A 16859-nucleotide genomic window follows, 5' to 3' on the forward strand; every position below is an offset into this window, starting at 1 on the left:
CGCGCCGCGACCCTCACGCCTTCCGATTCCTCTTTCTCCAGGACCACCACCATGACGTTCTTCCTCGACCGCCGCGGGGCCCTCGCTTTCGTCGCCGCGCTGACGACTTCGCTCAGCCTGTTCTCCGGTGTCGCCAGCGCACAGACACCCGCGAAGCCCGCGGAGGTCCGCATCGGCTTCCAGAAGTACGGCACGCTCACGGTGCTGAAGGCCAAGGGGGATCTGGACAAGCGCCTGAACGCGCAAGGCATCGCCGTGCGATGGACCGAGTTCCCCGCCGGCCCGCAGCTGCTGGAAGGCCTGAACGTCGGCTCCATCGACTTCGGCACCGTCGGCGAGGCGCCACCGATCTTCGCGCAGGCCGCCGGCGCGGACCTGGTCTACGTCGCCAACCAGCCGCCCGCACCGGCCGCGGAAGCGCTGATCGTGCCGAAGGATTCGCCGATCAGGACGCTCGCCGACCTGAAGGGCAAGAAGGTCGTGCTGAACAAGGGCTCCAACGTCCACTACCTGCTGGTCAAGCTGCTGGAGAAGCAGGGCCTGAAGTACACCGACATCACCGTCGTCTACCTGCCGCCGGCCGACGCGCGCGCCGCGTTCGAGCGCGGTGCCGTCGACGCCTGGGTGATCTGGGATCCGTTCCTGGCCGCGGCGGAACGCCAGCTCGGCGCGCGTGTCGTGGCCGACGGCAAGGGCCTCGTCGCAAACCACCAGTTCTACCTGGCCGAGCGCAGCTACGCGGACAAGTATCCGCAGGTGGTCCAGGCCATCATCGAGGAACTCGCCAAGCTCGACCGCTGGTCCGAGAACAACAGCGCCGCCGTCGCCGCGCTGCTCTCGCCGCAGATCGGGCTCGACCTCGCGACGACCGAGATCGCCGCCGCGCGTTTCGCCTACGGCATCCAGCCGATCACGCCGGCCATCGCCGCCGAGCAGCAGAAGATCGCCGACGCCTTCCATGCGCTCAAGCTGATCCCCAAGCCGATCCGCATCGCCGACGCGCTGCCGAAATCGATCCGCACCGCGGCCAAGTAAGCGCCGTCCTTCAACACGAGCTTCCCCCATGAAGATCCTCTGGTTCATCCCCACGCACGGCGATTCGCGCTACCTCGGCACCTCCAAGGGCGCGCGCGTCGCGGACTTCGACTACTACCGCCAGATCGCCATCGCCGCCGACAGCCTCGGCTACGAAGGCGTGCTGCTGCCCACGGGCCGCAGCTGCGAAGACAGCTGGATCGTCGCGGCCAGTCTCATCGAGGCGACGCGGCGTTTGAAATTCCTCGTCGCGCTGCGGCCGGGGCTGGTGCAGCCGGTGCAGTCCGCGCGGATGGCGGCCACCCTGGATCGCCTGTCGGGCGGACGTCTGCTGGTGAACCTCGTCACCGGCGGGGATCCGGATGAACTCGCCGGCGACGGCCTGTTCCTGCCGCACGAGGAGCGCTACGCGCTGTCGACCGAGTTCCTGACCGTGTGGCGCGACGTGCTGCGCGCAAGCCACGAGGGCGAAGCCATCGACTTCGACGGCGAGCAGTTGCGCGTCAAGGGCGGCAAGCTGCTCTACCCGCCGATCAACAGGCCGTATCCGCCGGTCTTCTTCGGCGGATCGTCGGGCCCGGCGATCGACCTCGCCGCCGAGCAGGTCGACACCTACCTCACCTGGGGCGAGCCGCCCAAGGCCGTCGCCGAGAAGATCGGCGAAGTGCGCGCGGCCGCTGAAGCCAAGGGCCGCAAGCTCGACTACGGCATCCGCCTGCACGTCATCGTGCGCGAGACCGAAGAGGACGCCTGGGCCGCCGCCGGCGACCTGGTCAAGCATCTGGATGAGGACGTGATCGCTTCGGCGCAAGCCAAGTTCGCCTCGATGGATTCGGTCGGACAGCGCCGCATGGCGGAGCTGCACGGCGGGCGCTTCGACAAGAACGACATCCGCGCCGGACTGGAGATCTCGCCCAACCTGTGGGCCGGCGTGGGCCTGGTGCGCGGCGGCGCGGGCACGGCGCTGGTCGGCAATCCGCAGCAGGTCGCCGATCGCATCCAGGAGTACGCGGCCCTCGGCCTCGAGTACTTCGTGCTCAGCGGCTACCCGCATCTGGAGGAGGCCTACCGCTTCGCCGAGCTGGTCTTCCCGCTGCTGCCGCTGGACGTGCGCGAGAAGCTCAGCGCGCCCAAGCTGACCGGGCCCTTCGGCGAGATCGTCGCCAACAACTTCGTCCCCGGGCCGGCCAAGCTGGCCGCGGCGAGCTGAGATGGGCACCGTCGCGATCAAGGCCCAGGCCTCTGCCGAGGACGAGGCCAAACCCCGGGCGGCCCAGACGGCACCGGGCCGCGGCATCGTCGCGTTCAAGGGCCTCGTGCCCTGGCTCGTGCCGCTGACGGTCCTGGCGCTGTGGCAGTTGAGCGCGCAGGCGGGCTGGCTGTCGACGCGCGTGCTGCCGGCGCCGTCGTCGGTGGCCAAGGCCGCGTGGGAGCTGGCGCTGTCGGGCGAGCTGTGGCGGCACCTCGCGGTCAGCACCGGCCGTGCCTTCATCGGCTTCACGATAGGCGGCGGGCTCGGGCTGCTGCTGGGCCTGCTGACCGGCTCGCAGCGCTGGGCCGAGACGGCGCTCGACACGACGCTGCAGATGCTGCGCAACATCCCGCCGCTGGCGCTGATCCCGCTGGTGATCCTGTGGTTCGGGATCGACGAGACGGCCAAGCTGTTCCTGGTCGCGCTGGGCGTGTTCTTCCCGGTCTACCTCAACACCTTCCACGGCATCCGCGGCGTGGACCGCGACCTGATCGAGATGGCGCGTTCGTACGGCCTCAGCGGCTGGTCGCTGTACCGGCAGGTGATCCTGCCCGGCGCGATCGCGTCCATCCTCGTGGGGCTGCGCTTCTCGCTCGGCCTGATGTGGGTGCTGCTGATCGTGGCCGAGACGATCTCGGCGCAGAGCGGCATCGGCTACATGACGATGAACGCGCGCGAGTTCCTGCAGACCGACGTGGTGCTGGTCGGCATCCTGATCTACGCGCTGCTGGGCAAGCTGGCCGACGTCGCGGCGCAGGCGCTGGAGCGGGCGTGGCTGCGCTGGCATCCGGGGTATCAGGCATGACCGCAGACGTGACCGCAGACGTGATGGGCAAGACATGATGAGCGTGACCGAGATCGACGTCCTGACCGAATGGCAGGATTCGCAGCCCGCGGGGCTGCCGGCCGCGGCCTCGCCGCGCGCGACGACCGTGCACCGCGATGCCGTCGCGACGGGGCCGGCGCAGGGACGGGCGGATGGGCAAGCCAAAGGGAAGGTGAACGGCCAGACCGTGAAGCTCGACGGCCTGGGCAAGGCGTTCGGCGAGCGCCAGGTCTTGCAGGGAATCGATCTGGACATCGCGCCCGGCGAGTTCGTCGCCATCATCGGCCGTAGCGGCTGCGGCAAGAGCACGCTGCTGCGCCTGCTGGCGGGGTTGGAGACGCCGAGCGCAGGTGCGCTCGAAGCGGGCGAGTCGGAGGACACGCGCTTCATGTTCCAGGACGCGCGGCTGCTGCCGTGGGCGCGGGTGCTGGACAACGTGGCGCTGGGATTGAAGGGCGACGATGCGCGCGAGCGCGCCCGTCAGGCGCTGGCGCAGGTCGGTCTCGCGGACCGCGCCGGCGAATGGCCCGCGCGCCTGTCCGGCGGTCAGCGGCAGCGTGTCGCGCTGGCGCGTGCGCTGGTCCATGCGCCCAAGCTGCTGCTGCTCGATGAGCCGCTAGGCGCGCTGGATGCGTTGACCCGCATCGACATGCAGCGGCTGATCGAGACATTGTGGACGCGCCATCGCTTCACCGCGCTGCTCGTGACACATGACGTGGCCGAGGCGGTCGCGCTCGCGGACCGCGTGCTGCTGATCGAGGACGGCCAGCTCGCGCTGGACCTGCGCATCGATCTGCCGCGTCCGCGTCGTCGCGATGCGGCCTTCGCGTCGCTGGAGCAGCGACTGCTCGACCGCGTGCTGAGCACCCCCGGCCGTGAGCCTGAAGCCGCTCACGAGCCGGCACCCCTTGCCGTCGCCGCGCCGATGCTGCGCTGGGCGGTGTAAGAGCGCCCGCCGGCCGTCGGTGCTTGAAGGGCCGGGGGGCCTTCCACACCGACGGTCCGGCGCGGCCATCCCGGCGGGAGCGGGCGCTTGAGCCTCACGGCACGCTTGCGGTACCCTGGGTCGGATGACTCCCGTGCTCCCGACGTCCACGCCACTGCCCAACGCCGAGTGGCCCTATCTCGAGATCCTGATCCGCCTGGCGCTGGCCCTCTCCCTGGGCCTGCTGCTGGGCCTTGAACGAGAGCGGCGCGGCAAGGAAGCCGGTCTGCGGACCTTCGGTTTCATCGCGCTGCTGGGCGCGCTGGGCGGCTCGCTCGGCGAGCACTACGCGCTGCTGAGCCTGCTGCTCGCGGCGGGCCTGGCGGTGCCGCTCAACGTCCATACGATGCGCAGTGGCCACGGCCCGGAACTCACCACCTCCGCGGCCATGCTGGTGACCTGCATGGCAGGCATCCTGTGCGGACTGGGGCACACCGTGACCCCGGCGGCGGTGATGGTCAGCACGACCGCGCTGCTCGCCTGGAAGGAGCGCCTCTCCGGCCTGTCGATGGGCTTGACCGAGGGCGAGGTGCGTTCCGCGTTGCTGCTCGCGATCCTGGCGATCGTGATCTACCCGGCGCTGCCGGCCGGACCCATCGGACCGTGGCACCTGATCGAGCCGCGCGCGGCCTGGGTGACGGTGATCCTGATCGCGAGCATCGGCTTCGTGAACTACATCCTGTGGAAGCTCTACGGCTCCAAGGGCGCGGAGCTGTCCGCGTTCTTCGGCGGGCTGGTCAACAGCAACTTCACCGTGGTGGAGATGGCGACCCGCGTGCGCGAGACCGCCGGCCGCTTCGCCGAAGGGGCGTACCGCGCGGTGCTCGTCGCCGTCGCCGCGATGGTGTTGCGCAACGCGGTGCTGCTGCTGATCCTCACGCCGCTGGCCTTCGTCAACGCGGCGGCGGCCTTCGGCTTCATGGTGCTGTCGGCGGCCGGTTTCGTGGTGCTGAGCCTGCTGTCGCGCCGCAATGGCGCGCCGGTCGAGGACGTCACCGACATCAAGCTGGAGCTGCCGTTCTCGCTGCCCGTGGCGCTGCGTTATGGCGTGCTGTTCCTGGCGTTGCACGTCGTGGGACGGCTGATGCAGCGCGAGTTCGGCGAGGGCGGCTTCTACCTGGTCACGGTGATCGGCGGGCTGCTTTCCAGCGCCAGCGCGGTGGCGGCGGCCGCCAGCATGGCGTCCCAGGGCGCGATCGGTTTCGACGTCGCGGCCAACGGCGCGGTGCTGGCCTCGATGACGAGCCTGGCCTTCAGCCTGTCGTTCATCCTGAAGACGGGCCATCGCCGCCTGATCGCGCGCCTGGCGCTGGCGATGGTGGGCATCGCGGTGGCAGGCGGGCTCGGCGTGCTGTTGCGCGAACTGGTCGCGCCCCTGATCGCCGGTTTGCTGCCTCACGGCAGCTGATCCCTCGACACAGGGTCGGCAGGAGCAGCGGCGCCGGCCGTTGCTCGCCGCGACGGTCTCAGTTCCCGAATGCCTTGCGCAGCCGTTCACCGGCGAAGGCCTGCGCATTGCGCGCCTTCTCCACGACGGCGGCCATGCCGAAGAACTCGTGCGTGACGCCTTCGTAGTCGCGGCGCTCGACCAGCACGTCGGCCTTCTTCAGCGCGTCTTCCATCTTCGCGCTGTCCGAGCGCAGCGGATCCACGCGGGCGCTGATCAGCGTCACCGACGGCAGGCCGGAGAGCTTCGCGTCGATCAGGTTCAGCCGCCAGTCCTTGAGCTGCTCCTTGTTGTCGATCAGCTTGTCGATGAACCATTCGACCATCGCGCGGTTGAGCGGCTGGGCGGCGGCGTTCTCGAGGTAGGACTCGGTGCTCAGGCTGCTCTGCGTGACCGGGTAGACGGCGAGCACATGCGCGGGCTTCTGCAGGCCGGCGTCGCGCGCCGAGATCGCGGTGGCCAGCGCGAGGTTGCCGCCGGCGCTTTCGCCCGCCAGCGCGACGCGGCTGACGTCGCCCTTGAACTTCGCCGCATTCGCCAGCGTCCACTTGTAGGCGGCCAGCGCGTCGTCCCAGGCGGCGGGGAACTTGTTCTCCGGGGCCTGCCGGTAGTCGACGGAGACGACGACCGCCTGCGCCTCCTTCGCGATGCCGCGCGCGCTGGCGTCGTAGACCTGCTTGTCGGCGATGACCCAGCCGCCGCCGTGGAAGTAGACGACGACAGGGAAGGGGCCCGGTCCGGCCGGGGTGTAGAAGCGCGCCGGGATCATGCCCGCGCCGCCTTGCACGGTGCCGTCGAGGCTGGTCACGCCGGGCACGAGCTGCGCGGGGTCGGTGCTGCGGCCGTTCTGGCGCAGCAGCGCGTTGACGGCGTCGGCGACGGTGGGGTTGGCGCGGGCGGCGGGCACGTCGATCTTCTCGATCGCCTTGGGCCTGAGGCCCTCATGCGCCTTCAGGACGGCGAGCATGTCGCCGTCCAGCCGGATCTTTCCGACGGTCTTGGCGATGGCGCTCTTGAGCTTGCCGGGCTGCTCGTTGCCGGTGCCCTTGCCGGCCTCGTCGGCGGCGTGCACGAAGGGCAGGGTGAGCAGCAGCGCGCTGAGCGCGGCGACCTGGAAATGAAGGCGGGGCATAGCGATGTCCTTGTTGAGCGGTGCGGCGCATCCGATGCGGATGCTCGCGGCAGGCTCAGCAAACCGGGTGCCCGATCGGTTAATCTCCCGCGCGGCGCCTTGGAACGCGCCGACAAGAACGAGCCGGACCACCGGCATCCAGGGAGGAACCACTGTCGCACGATCCCGGTCGCGGAAGCGCGTGAGCCTGCCTGCATGCCAGCGACGGCTCACCCGCCCACCTCAACGCAAGATCATCATGCGACTCCACCGTTTCTCCCTGCGCAGCGCCGTCCTGAGCCTGCTCGTCCTCTGCTCCGCCGCGAATGCCGACCCCCAGTGGTGTACCGGCAAGGTGATGCGGCTGCTGCAGGACAGGGACGGCACCGTCCACGCCTACATGAATTTCCGGAACGACTGGATCCAGCTCTGCAACACGGAAACCGCCTGGAACGGCGTCAGCCCCAGCATCTGCAAGGGCTGGGTGAGCTCGGCCAAGGTGGCGGTCGCGGCGGGGTTGAACGTCACCATCCAGTACGGCGAGGCGCCGGCCTGTCATCTGCTGCCGCTGTACGGCGCAGCGCCGGGACCGGGCTACTTCATGCTGCTGACGCCTGGCCTGTGAGGCGCTGCCCCCGGGTCGTGGCGGGACGGGACGGCCGGGCGTTCAGCGCTTCAGGATCCCGCCGGCCACCATGCTGCGGCCCGCGGCAATGATGGCCTCGTCGGCCGGTCGTGGCTGCCAGCCGAGCAGCGCGGCGGCCCTCGCATTCGACGTGCGCTTGGCATGACCGAGGTCGTGGACGATCGATCGCAACTCGGCTCTGAACAGCGCCATGACGCGTAGCACGAGGTCGGGGATGCGACGCGTCGGCACGCGCCGGGCGGCTTCACCAAGCGCGGTCTTGAGGATGGCGGCGATCTCGTTCATCCCGAGTGCCTGCCCATTCGACAGCAGGAATCGCTGGCCGGCGGCCTCCGGCGCGGTCATCGCCAGAAGGTGGGCGGTGGCGACGTCGCGGACGTCGACGACCGGAATGAAGAGGTTGGGAAGTCCCGGCATCCCGCCTTCGAGCAGGCGCTGGACCAGGTGGTTCGAGCCTGAGATGTTCCTGCCCATGACCGGTCCCATGACGGCGACGGGGAGCATCGTCACGAGCTCCATCCCTCGGCCTTGCGTGCCGATGAAGTCCCAGGCCGCGCGTTCGGCCAGCGTCTTGCTCCTGCCGTAGGCATCGACGCCGGGGCCGTCGAGCACGGTCCAGTCGTCTTCGGTGAACGTGTGGTCGCCGTGCGGCCAGCCCCAGCTCATCGCGTGGAAGGCCGAGGTCAGCACGACCCGCTTCACGCCCGCGTCGCGCGCGGCGCGGAGCACGCGCAGCGTGCCCTCCCGCGCGGGGCGGATCAGCGCGTTCTCGTCGGCCACGTGGCCGGGTTGCACCGGCGATGCGACGTGCAACACGACGTCCACGCCCTCGACGGCCTGCGGCCAGCCGGCGTCGCTCGTGAGGTCCGCTGCCACGAAGGTGAGCCGCTCGCCGTGGGTCAGTCCCGACTGCTTGAGCGCGGTCCGGACGGCGTCCTCCTGGCTCAGCGATCGAAGGGTCGCGCGGACCGCGTGGCCCTGCGCCAGCAGCTGAAGGAGGCAATGTCCGGCGATGAAGCCGGAACCGCCCGTGACGAGGATGGGCTTTGAGCTCATGTCGAGGATCCTGTGTGATTCAAGCGTGATTCATGCGGGACGCAGGCCCGGCGCCGCGGCGTGACGCTCACGCCAGCGCCGGGGCGTCGTCTGCTCCCAGGCGCGGAAGGCGCGGGCGAACGAATTGGGTTCCTCGAAGCCGAGCAGCATCGCGATCGCGATGGTGTCGAGGTCGGTGTGGGCCAGCAGTCGGCCGGCGATCGTCCGCCTCACGGCGGCGAGTTGCTCCTGGAAGCAGGTCCCGCCTTCGGCCAGTCGGCGCTGCAGCGTGCGGCTGCTGGTCGCGAGACGGCGGGCCACGGCGGCGGCCGCGGGTGAGAGGCCGGTGCCCAGTTGCTGGGCGATGGCCACGCGCACCCGGCCCACGAGCGGTGCGAATCCCTGGCCGTCGACGAGCGCCTGCTCCAGACCCGCCAGCACGCGCGCAAAGGCGCCGCCGTCCGCGGTGGTGAACGGGACGGCCAGCGACGCACGCGGGAACACCATGGCGTTGTGCTCCGCGCCGAACACGATGGGACAGCCGAAGTGCCGACGCAGCAGCGGCCCGTCCTTCGCGCGCCGCGCCAGCTCCAGCCGGATCGGCAAGACCTGACCCGAGGTGCCTTGCCGCGCCAGTTCCTTCAAAGACGCCATGGTCGTGTCGATCAGCAGGCGCGGCACATCGCCGTCCGCCTGCAGCCACCGATAACGCACGACGACGTCGTCGCCCACGGGCTCGATCTCGACGAGTTCGGGACAGGTCAGGCGCTTGTATCGGGACAGCGCTTCCAGCGCCCGGCGGAAGTCCGGCGCATGGAGCGCGACGATCGCCGCGACACCGTAGCCGCGGCTGATGCCCTCCGCGCCGAAGCGCAGTCCGGCGGCGCGATCGACGAGCTCCTCGTCCAGGGCAGCCCAGAGGCGGAAGAAATCGTCGGTCCGCCAGGCATTCGTGGGCGCGACGCCCGCGCGGGCGCACAGCCGCTCCAGCGACAAGCCGAGCTTGTCGAGGAGATGCGCGGGCACGGAGAAGGTGTCGGGAGGCATGGCGCCAGCTTAGGGAGCTGCCCGGCATGCCGCAAATCAGATCGCGCCAGACAGGTCTTCCGACGAAAGCCGACGTCGGGCGTGCTGGCGCTCACCTGAGGGACGCTCACCTCACCGGCGTCATCGAGGCCGACGCGAATTCCTTGAACAGGCCGTTCACGCTGTCCTCGACGATGTCGGGGATCCCGGTGGGATTGATGTAGCGGAAGCGCGTGTTGATGCGTCGGACGGCCGCCCTCTTGGCGTCGTCGGTGAAGCCGGCGCGGGCGATCTCCTCGGCGGCGATCGCCCGGCAGGTGCGCAGATAGCGGCGCTGATCGTCGAACATCGGCTGCTTCGGGCCTGACACCCCGTGGCCCGGATGCACGACGCGCACGTTCGGGTACATCGCGTCGAGCTTGTCCAGGATGCCCAGCCACGGACCGCTCGCGCTTTCCTCCAGCGGTCCGTGCAGGCGGTTCAGGATCACGTCGCCGACGTAGAGATCGCCCGAGGCCGGGAGGTAGTAGGCGGTGGTGTCATGCGCCTCGCCCGGCCCCAGTTCGCGCGTGACGATGCTCAGGCCGTCGATGCGCAGCGTCGCGTTGTCGTCGAAGGCCCGGTCGGGTGGGACGAAGACCTGCGGCGTGACGTCCGGCGCCGCCTGCTGCGTGACGGCGTTGTAGCCGTAGGTGTCGTTGCGGATCGCGGCGATGGTGGAGGCCGAGGCGTACACGGGCGCCTCGGGGAAGGCCTCCTTGAACAGGCCGATGCCGGTGTAATGGTCGGGATGCGCGTGGGTGATCAGGATCGCCCGGACCGGCTTGCCGACGGCGCGCACCGCCGCGACGGCCTGCGCCGCATGACGGAGGTCGCGCTGCGTGTCGATCACCACCAGCCCGCCGCCCGGCGTTTCCACCCAGTAGGTATTCACCGTGCCGGTGCCGGCGTAGGTCCAGACGCCGGTCTTCGCGGCCGGAGCCGCCGCCGCTTGCCGGGGCGCGGCGCTCCCTGCGACGGGCGCGGCGATGAGCAGGGCCGACAGGAGCACGGCGGGCGGAAAAAGGCGGGAGGGTGTCATGAGGACTTTCTGACCAGTGGGGAGGGTGGGGCGTGCATGGCGACCTCGCGGAATCAATCCGTCCGGTGAGCGGGTTCGCAGTGATCGTAGGCAGGGGGGACCAGCGTTGGTGGCGATGTTTGCTCCATGCATTGGCGAGCTTGTTTCTACAATTGGCCATGACCGATGCCTTCAACGACATCCCCGCCTTCGTGGCCGCCGTGGAAGCGAATGGATTCGCCGCGGCCGCACGGCGCTTGAACCTGTCCCGCTCGGCCGTGGGCAAGGCCATCGCGCGCTTGGAATTGCGACTGGGCGTCCGCCTCTTCCACCGGACCACCCGCCACCAGACCCTCACCGAAGACGGCATGGCCTACTTCGAGCATTGCCTGCGCGCGATGGAGGAACTCGGCGCCGGCAAGGCGCGACTGGAGGCGGGACGCCAGGCCATCGGCGGCCGCTTGCGTGTGTCGATGCCGGTGCTCTTCGGGCGGCTCTGCATCGCGCCGGTGTTGACGCGGCTGGCGGCGTCGCATCCGGATCTCGAGCTCGAACTGCAGTTCAGCGATCGCATCGTGGACCTCATCGAGGACGGCATCGATCTCAGCATCCGCATGGGCGCGCTGGGACCGGGCGTCGGCCTGATGACGCGCCGCATCGCACGCGAGCAGATGGTGATCTGCTGCGCGCCGTCGGTCGTGGCGGCGGGGACGGTGAAGAGCGTCGAAGACCTGTCGGCCTACCCGGCGATCGTCTACTCGCGCAACGGACGTGCCCAGAGCTGGCTGTTCCCGACGGAGCAGGCCGCCCCGCTGGAGCACGTACCCAGGTCACGGTTGAAGTTCGACGACCTGGAGGCGATGGCCGACGCGGCGGCGGCCGGTCATGGACTCGCGTGGCTGCCGCTCTGGCTGGTCCGCGACCGGATCCGCGCCGGCGGACTGGTGCGCCTGCTCGACGCGCAGCCGACCCTGGGTTTCGACATCCACGTGCTGTGGCCGCAACTGCCGTACACGCCTGCGCGCGTGCGCGCGGCGCTCGATGCCTTGATCGCCGAGGTGCCGGTCTTCGTGTCGGAGTGAGGGACGCCGCATCGCCTCATTGCCGCATCGCCGTATCGCCGTATCGCCGCGGCAGCATGACGATGGTCGATGACGGCGCTCGACCTGATCGTAGACATCGCGGCGTCAATGATCGGAAGAACATTCGCCACCGACGCGCCGGGCCGCTCCCTACGATGAACCCGACATCATTTTCAAAGGGTCCATCGAATGAATGCCTATCGTCTTGTGGCTGGAGCCGGCATTGAAGGCCTGCGCCAGGTCGAGGTTGCGCAACGCGCGCTCGATGCGCTGGAAGTCCGCGTCGCGTTGAGCGCCGCGGCGCTGAACTTCCGCGACCTCGCCATCGCGCGCGGTCATTACGGCGGCATGGGCGATCAGCCCGTCGTGCCTTTGTCGGACGGCGTGGGCCGGGTCGTCGAAGTGGGCGACGCGGTGACGCGCTTCGCCGTGGGCGATCGCGTGATCGCGAGCTTCTGGCCTGCGTGGATCGACGGCGAGAGCTCGCCCGCCAAGACCAGCGCGTCCTTCGGCGCCCAGCTCGACGGCACGCTGGCCCGATCGATGGTGGCCGCGGAAAGCGCCCTGGTGCGGGCACCCGACGGGCTGGCCGATGCCGCCGCGGCGGCCGTCGCCTGCGCCGGCGTGACCGCCTGGAACGCGCTCTTCGTCCAGGGCCGGCTCCAGCCGGGGGCGTCCGTCCTGATCCTGGGGACCGGCAGCGTGGCGCTCTGGGCCTTGCAGATCGGCGAGGCCGCCGGCTTGCGCGCGATCATCACCTCGTCCAGCAACGACAAGCTGGCGCGCGCGGAGCGGCTCGGCGCGCAGGGCCTCGTCAACTACCGCGAGACGCCGGAGTGGCAGGACGAGGTCCTGCGCCTGACCGGCGGCGAGGGCGTCGACCTCGTGCTCGAGGTCGGCGGGCAGGACACGTTGACGCGCTCGCTGGCGGCGGTGCGCTTCGGCGGACGCGTGGTGACGATAGGCGGCCTCAGCGGCTGGGGCGAGGCCAGGCTGCTGCCGGGCGCGCTGGTCGGCGGCAACAAGACCCTGGCCGGCATCATGGTCGGCAGCAGGCGCATGACCGAGGACCTGGTCCGCTTCATCGACACGACCGGACTCGTGCCCGAGGTCGACGGCGAGTTCCCGTTCGACGAGGCGCCGCGCGCCTACGAGCGCCTGGCCTCCGGCGACGCCTTCGGCAAAGTCGTGGTGGCCCTCCGATGAGCCGCGTCGTGACCTCCGCGAGGACGATGGGCGGAGCCGCGCTGCTCTGGCTGGCGGCGGGCGCATCGGCCTTCGCCGCGAACGGCGACGGGGACGTGTCGCGGGAGAAGACCATCTCGCTCGCCAACCTGGTCGAGGTGAGCCCCGGCGTGCACGTGATCGAGGACCGGCAGCAGGTGCTGCTCGTCCCCAACATCACGATCATCACGGGCCGCGACGCGGTCCTGGTGGTGGACACGGGGCTCGGCGTGCGGAGCGCGGCGCTGGTGCTCCAGGCGGCGAAGCGCCTGGCGGGCCGGCGCAGGCTCTACCTGACCGTCACGCACTTCCATCCCGAACACGGCTTCGGGGCGCAGGTCTTCAAGGGGCAGGCCACCATCGTCTACAACCGCGCGCAGCGGGATGAACTCCTGAAGAAGGGCGAGCCCTATCGCGCGTTGTTCGCGGAAAAACTGGGCGTGGCGGCGGCGATGCGCGACGTGAGCTTGACGATGCCGGATGTCGTGTACGAGAACGAGGCCTCGATCGATCTCGGCGGGCGCATCGTCAGGCTCCGCCACGATCGCGCGGCGCACACCCTGGGGGACCAGGTGATCTCCATCCCCACGCAGGGCGTCGTCATCCTGGGCGACCTGCTCGAGACCCGGTCGTTCCCGATCATGCCGTGGTTCCCCGCGCTGGACGACACGGACGTGGATCCGCTGGGGTGGCGCGAGGTGCTGCGATCGGTGAGCCAGGACCACCCGACCGTCGTGATCCCGGGCCACGGCCGCGTGGGGACGGGCCGGGATGTCGAGGCGCTGGCGGCGCACATGGACGTCGTCCGGCGGGAGGTCACGCGACGATGCGAGGCGGGCGCGGACCTCGCCACGATCCAGCGGGAACTGACGCCGGTACTGGTGGCGCAGCATCCCGACTGGGATCTGAAGGAGTGGATCGCGATGGAACTCCAGGTCTACCACGCGCGCCTTTGCGCGGACCGGCCCGCCGCCCCGTAGCGGACTACAGCTCGGAGCGCAGGCTCTCGAACGACTCCCGCAGCAGCCTGGACATCGGCTTGCGCGGACTGGGCAGCTCGTTCCACGTCTGCGTCGTCACCCGCATCGCGCCCATCGCCACCATCGCGACCATGCGCAGCGCCGGCCGGCGTTCCGGCTGGCGCCAGACCTCGCACAGCTGGCTGAAGAGCACCAGCTCCTGCTCCGCATAGAAGGCCTGCTTGCGCGAATACAGCGTCGGGCTGGAGCGCATCAGCGTGTCGATGGCTTGCATTTCCTCGGAGGTGTAGCGCGCCATGTGCTTCACCATGATGTCGCGCACGGCGTCCAGCGGCGGCACGTCGGGAGAGGTCTTGAGCAGGTCGTCGTAGATGGCTCGCCAATGCACGTCCTGCCAGAACAGCAGGATGTCGTCCTTGGACTTGAAATAGGAGAAGAAGGTCCGACGCGAGATCTCCGATTCGGCGGCGATCACGTCCAGCGTCGTGCCCTCGAAACCGTGGGCGAGAAAGAGTCGCAACGCCGTCTCGGCGATGCGGTGGCGCGTCTCGCGACGCTTGCGCTCGCGCGCGCCTTCAGTGGCGTCGTCATCGGTGAGGGGCGGCGGAGGGGGCAACGGTGGCGGCATGCGGGCGCTCTTGTGTTCGTACACCGGGTGCGTTATAAATTGCACTCGGTGCATTAATTTGTGCATCCAGTTTACTGCAGGCAAGGAACCATGGCGCCCTGGACAGCATTCGACATCCCCTCACAGAAAGGCCGCACGGCGGTCGTCACGGGCACCGGCGGCCTGGGCCTGCACGATGCGCTGGAGCTGGCCCGCGCCGGCGCCCAGGTGATCGTCGCCGGACGCAACCCACGCAAGGGCGGCGCGACCGTCGACCGGATCCGCGCCAGCGTGGCGCGGGCCGACGTCCGCTTCGAGCTGCTGGACCTGGCCAGCCTCACCAGCATCGAGGACTTCGCGGCCAGACTGGGTCGCTCGTCGGACAGCCTGGACCTGCTCATCAACAACGCGGCCGTCATGACGCCGCCTCGGCGACAGGTGACGAGCGACGGCTTCGAACTGCAGTTCGGGACCAACCACCTCGGCCATTTCGCGCTCACCCTTCGCCTGCTGCCCTTGCTGCGCCGGGGACGGTCGCCCCGCGTCGTCAGCGTGTCTAGCGTCGCGGCGCGCTCCGGTGCGCTGGACTTCGACGATCTGCAATCCGAGCGGCGCTACAAGCCGATGGCGGCCTATGGCCAGTCCAAGCTGGCCTGCCTGATGTTCGCCTTCGAGCTGCAGCGTCGCAGCGACGTCGGGGGATGGGGCGTCCAGAGCGTCGCCGCGCACCCGGGCATCGCGCGCACCGATCTGCTGCCCAACGGCGCCGGTCCGTCGAGTCCCGAGGCGATGATCCGGCGCTTCCTCTGGTTCCTCTTCCAACCGGCCGCGCAAGGTGCGTTGCCGACGCTGTTCGCGGCCACGGCGCCGCAGGCCGAGGGCGGTCAGTACTACGGACCGGACCGGCTCGGCGAGACGCGCGGACACCCCGCCCTGGCCCGCGTTCCGACGCAGGCCCTGGACCGGACGGATGCGACGCGCCTGTGGGTCGACTCGGCCCGCCTCACCGGGGTCAGCGTTTGAGCGCCGATGTCCGCGAGCCGGCGAGCGGTCGTCGCCGGCAGTTGAACGCCTTGTTGCTGGCCTCCGCGCTGCCGATGCCGGCGCTGCTGCGGGCGGAAGACGCCGGCCCCGAAGGCCCGGTCGGCCCGGTTGGCCCGCCGTTCCGCGTGATCGATATCGACTGGTTCGACGCCGCGCGGTCGCGCGCCGTGCCCGCCCGGCTGTACTGGCCCGCGCAGACGTCGTCGGCGGAGGGCGTGCCGCTGGTGGTGTTCTCGCACGGCATCGGCGGTTCGCGGCAGGGCTACAGCTACCTCGGCCGGCACTGGTCGTCGAGGGGCGTCGCCAGCCTGCATGTGCAGCATGCGGGGAGCGACGCGGCCGTCTGGCGCGGCAATCCGTTCGGCATCGTGGGCCGGCTGCGCGCGGCCGCCCAGGAGAGCGAGGCGATCGCCCGCGCCGCCGACGTGCGCTTCGCGCTGGACCGGATGCTCTCCGACGAGACCGGTCCGCTGGGGCGTGCCATCGATCGACGTCGCGTGGTGGCCGCAGGCCACTCGTACGGCGCGAACACCACGCTGCTCTCGATCGGCGCGCAGGTGGTGCGGGAGGGCCGGGTGGTCACCTGCCAGGACGAGCGCTTCTCCGCGGGCATCGTGATCTCCGCGCCGCCGTTCTATGGCGAGCGCGATCTGGCGGCGGTGCTGGGACACGTGTCGGTGCCGACCGTCCACATCACCGCCACCGAGGACGTGATCGAGATCCCCGGCTATCGCTCGGGCGCGGCGGATCGGCTCCAGGTCTTCGATGCGATCGGAGATCCGCGCAAGCTGCTCGCGGTGTTCCAGGCGGGGTCCCACAGCATCTTCACCGACCGCTCGCTCACGGGCGGCGCGGCGCTGAATCCGAAAGTGAAGCTCGCGACCGCGGAGCTCGGACTGGCGTTCCTGGACCTCACGTTCAAGGACGACGGTGCCGCGCTCGCGCAATGGCGCACCACGTGGCAGCCCCTGCTGGCACGGGCGCCCGAGGCGGGCTTCCCACCGCGACATGCCGCGATGCAGACGGCGACACACACGGCGATGAACACGGCGATGAACACGGCGGCGCACACGGCGCTCGACGCCGCATGACGATGAGCAAGTACCTGGTCTACACCACCTACGGCTGGCTCGCCTTGAGCGGCACCTTGCACTTCCTCATCGACGTCGTGTCGCACGTCCTCCGGGGCAAGCACCCGCCCGGCCCGGAGACGACGCTCTACTACGGCTTGAACACGGCGTTCGCGCTGGGGCAGGTGGCGCTCGGGCTCCTCGGACTGTTCCTCGCCTGGCGTGCCATGGACGTCGTCACCGCACTGCCGGTGCAAGTCCTGACCCTCGCGGCCGGACTGGGATGGCTGGCCATCACCTTCCTGTTCATGGGCTACTGGGAACCCAAGGTCAACGTGGGGATCTTCTGCGCGCTGGCGTTGGCCGCGCTGCTGCTGCGCTGAACCCGGAGCGCCTGGGAACCGGACGCGGCGCCTGAGGCGCCGCGTC

At 70.0% G+C, this 16859-nt stretch carries 17 protein-coding genes; 12 read left to right on the forward strand and 5 right to left on the reverse strand.

Annotated elements, in window-relative coordinates; genetic code table 11:
• The first annotated feature begins 51 nt into the window (after positions 1-51).
• From ABE85_RS03940 to ABE85_RS03960, 5 genes are all read left to right on the forward strand, one after another.
• A complete protein-coding gene (locus ABE85_RS03940; protein WP_067270190.1) occupies positions 52-1035 on the forward strand; it encodes a sulfonate ABC transporter substrate-binding protein in 984 nt (327 codons plus the stop codon).
• Between the two features lie 28 nt (positions 1036-1063).
• On the forward strand, positions 1064-2245 hold the full coding sequence (gene ssuD, locus ABE85_RS03945; protein WP_067270192.1) for an FMNH2-dependent alkanesulfonate monooxygenase: 1182 nt from the start codon (positions 1064-1066) through the stop codon (positions 2243-2245).
• Position 2246: 1 nt separating this feature from the next.
• The gene (gene ssuC, locus ABE85_RS03950; RefSeq protein WP_082938302.1) at positions 2247-3092 is read left to right on the forward strand and encodes an aliphatic sulfonate ABC transporter permease SsuC; all 846 of its coding nucleotides are present in this window, start codon (positions 2247-2249) and stop codon (positions 3090-3092) included.
• A 34-nt stretch (positions 3093-3126) separates the two neighbouring features.
• The gene (locus tag ABE85_RS03955) at positions 3127-4059 is read left to right on the forward strand and encodes an ATP-binding cassette domain-containing protein (protein WP_197507193.1); all 933 of its coding nucleotides are present in this window, start codon (positions 3127-3129) and stop codon (positions 4057-4059) included.
• Positions 4060-4183: 124 nt separating this feature from the next.
• Positions 4184-5506: a DUF4010 domain-containing protein gene (locus ABE85_RS03960; protein WP_067270194.1), complete on the forward strand. Its 1323-nt coding sequence runs from the start codon at positions 4184-4186 to the stop codon at positions 5504-5506.
• Positions 5507-5564: 58 nt separating this feature from the next.
• Here the strand turns inward: ABE85_RS03960 and ABE85_RS03965 are convergent, their stop codons facing one another.
• Positions 5565-6677 (reverse strand): alpha/beta hydrolase, encoded by a 1113-nt coding sequence (locus tag ABE85_RS03965; protein ID WP_082938303.1) that lies wholly within the window; start codon positions 6675-6677, stop codon positions 5565-5567.
• A gap of 238 nt (positions 6678-6915) precedes the next feature.
• Here ABE85_RS03965 and ABE85_RS03970 point away from each other — a divergent pair, with 238 nt between their 5' ends.
• A complete protein-coding gene (locus ABE85_RS03970) occupies positions 6916-7281 on the forward strand; it encodes a hypothetical protein (protein ID WP_067270196.1) in 366 nt (121 codons plus the stop codon).
• 42 nt (positions 7282-7323) lie between these two features.
• On the opposite strand, the gene ABE85_RS03975 is transcribed toward ABE85_RS03970, so the two are convergent.
• The 3 genes from ABE85_RS03975 to ABE85_RS03985 form a co-directional block, all read right to left on the reverse strand.
• On the reverse strand, positions 7324-8358 hold the full coding sequence (locus ABE85_RS03975; protein ID WP_067270198.1) for an aldehyde reductase: 1035 nt from the start codon (positions 8356-8358) through the stop codon (positions 7324-7326).
• Positions 8359-8388: 30 nt separating this feature from the next.
• Entirely contained in the window at positions 8389-9384 is a 996-nt protein-coding gene (locus ABE85_RS03980; protein WP_067270199.1) for an AraC family transcriptional regulator, read from the reverse strand.
• Between the two features lie 106 nt (positions 9385-9490).
• Positions 9491-10444, reverse strand: coding sequence for an MBL fold metallo-hydrolase (locus tag ABE85_RS03985; protein ID WP_067270201.1), 954 nt, complete (start codon positions 10442-10444; stop codon positions 9491-9493).
• 158 nt (positions 10445-10602) lie between these two features.
• Between ABE85_RS03985 and ABE85_RS03990 the strand changes: the two genes are divergently transcribed.
• The 3 genes from ABE85_RS03990 (at position 10603) to ABE85_RS04000 (ending at position 13709) form a co-directional block, all read left to right on the forward strand.
• Positions 10603-11505 (forward strand): LysR family transcriptional regulator, encoded by a 903-nt coding sequence (locus tag ABE85_RS03990; RefSeq protein ID WP_067270203.1) that lies wholly within the window; start codon positions 10603-10605, stop codon positions 11503-11505.
• A 189-nt stretch (positions 11506-11694) separates the two neighbouring features.
• Positions 11695-12711, forward strand: coding sequence for an NAD(P)-dependent alcohol dehydrogenase (locus ABE85_RS03995; protein WP_067270205.1), 1017 nt, complete (start codon positions 11695-11697; stop codon positions 12709-12711).
• Positions 12708-13709 (forward strand): MBL fold metallo-hydrolase, encoded by a 1002-nt coding sequence (locus tag ABE85_RS04000; protein WP_082938304.1) that lies wholly within the window; start codon positions 12708-12710, stop codon positions 13707-13709. The genes ABE85_RS03995 and ABE85_RS04000 overlap by 4 nt, the downstream gene beginning before the upstream one ends.
• 4 nt (positions 13710-13713) lie before the next feature.
• On the opposite strand, the gene ABE85_RS04005 is transcribed toward ABE85_RS04000, so the two are convergent.
• Positions 13714-14337 carry a TetR/AcrR family transcriptional regulator gene (locus tag ABE85_RS04005; RefSeq protein ID WP_067270207.1) on the reverse strand — a complete coding sequence of 208 codons (624 nt, stop codon included), beginning with the start codon at positions 14335-14337 and terminating at the stop codon, positions 13714-13716.
• Positions 14338-14427: 90 nt separating this feature from the next.
• Here ABE85_RS04005 and ABE85_RS04010 point away from each other — a divergent pair, with 90 nt between their 5' ends.
• From ABE85_RS04010 to ABE85_RS04020, 3 genes are read left to right on the forward strand one after another with little or no spacing between them, the layout of a single operon-like run.
• Complete coding sequence (locus ABE85_RS04010) at positions 14428-15339, forward strand: SDR family oxidoreductase (RefSeq protein ID WP_067270209.1); 912 nt, start codon at positions 14428-14430, stop codon at positions 15337-15339.
• On the forward strand, positions 15336-16451 hold the full coding sequence (locus tag ABE85_RS04015; RefSeq protein ID WP_067270211.1) for an acetylhydrolase: 1116 nt from the start codon (positions 15336-15338) through the stop codon (positions 16449-16451). The genes ABE85_RS04010 and ABE85_RS04015 overlap by 4 nt, the downstream gene beginning before the upstream one ends.
• Complete coding sequence (locus ABE85_RS04020; RefSeq protein ID WP_197507195.1) at positions 16448-16813, forward strand: hypothetical protein; 366 nt, start codon at positions 16448-16450, stop codon at positions 16811-16813. Before ABE85_RS04015 ends, ABE85_RS04020 begins: the two co-directional genes overlap by 4 nt.
• Positions 16814-16859 lie beyond the last annotated feature (46 nt).

Origin of the sequence: Mitsuaria sp. 7 (assembly GCF_001653795.1) — a bacterium.
Taxonomy (GTDB): Bacteria; Pseudomonadota; Gammaproteobacteria; order Burkholderiales; family Burkholderiaceae_C; genus Roseateles.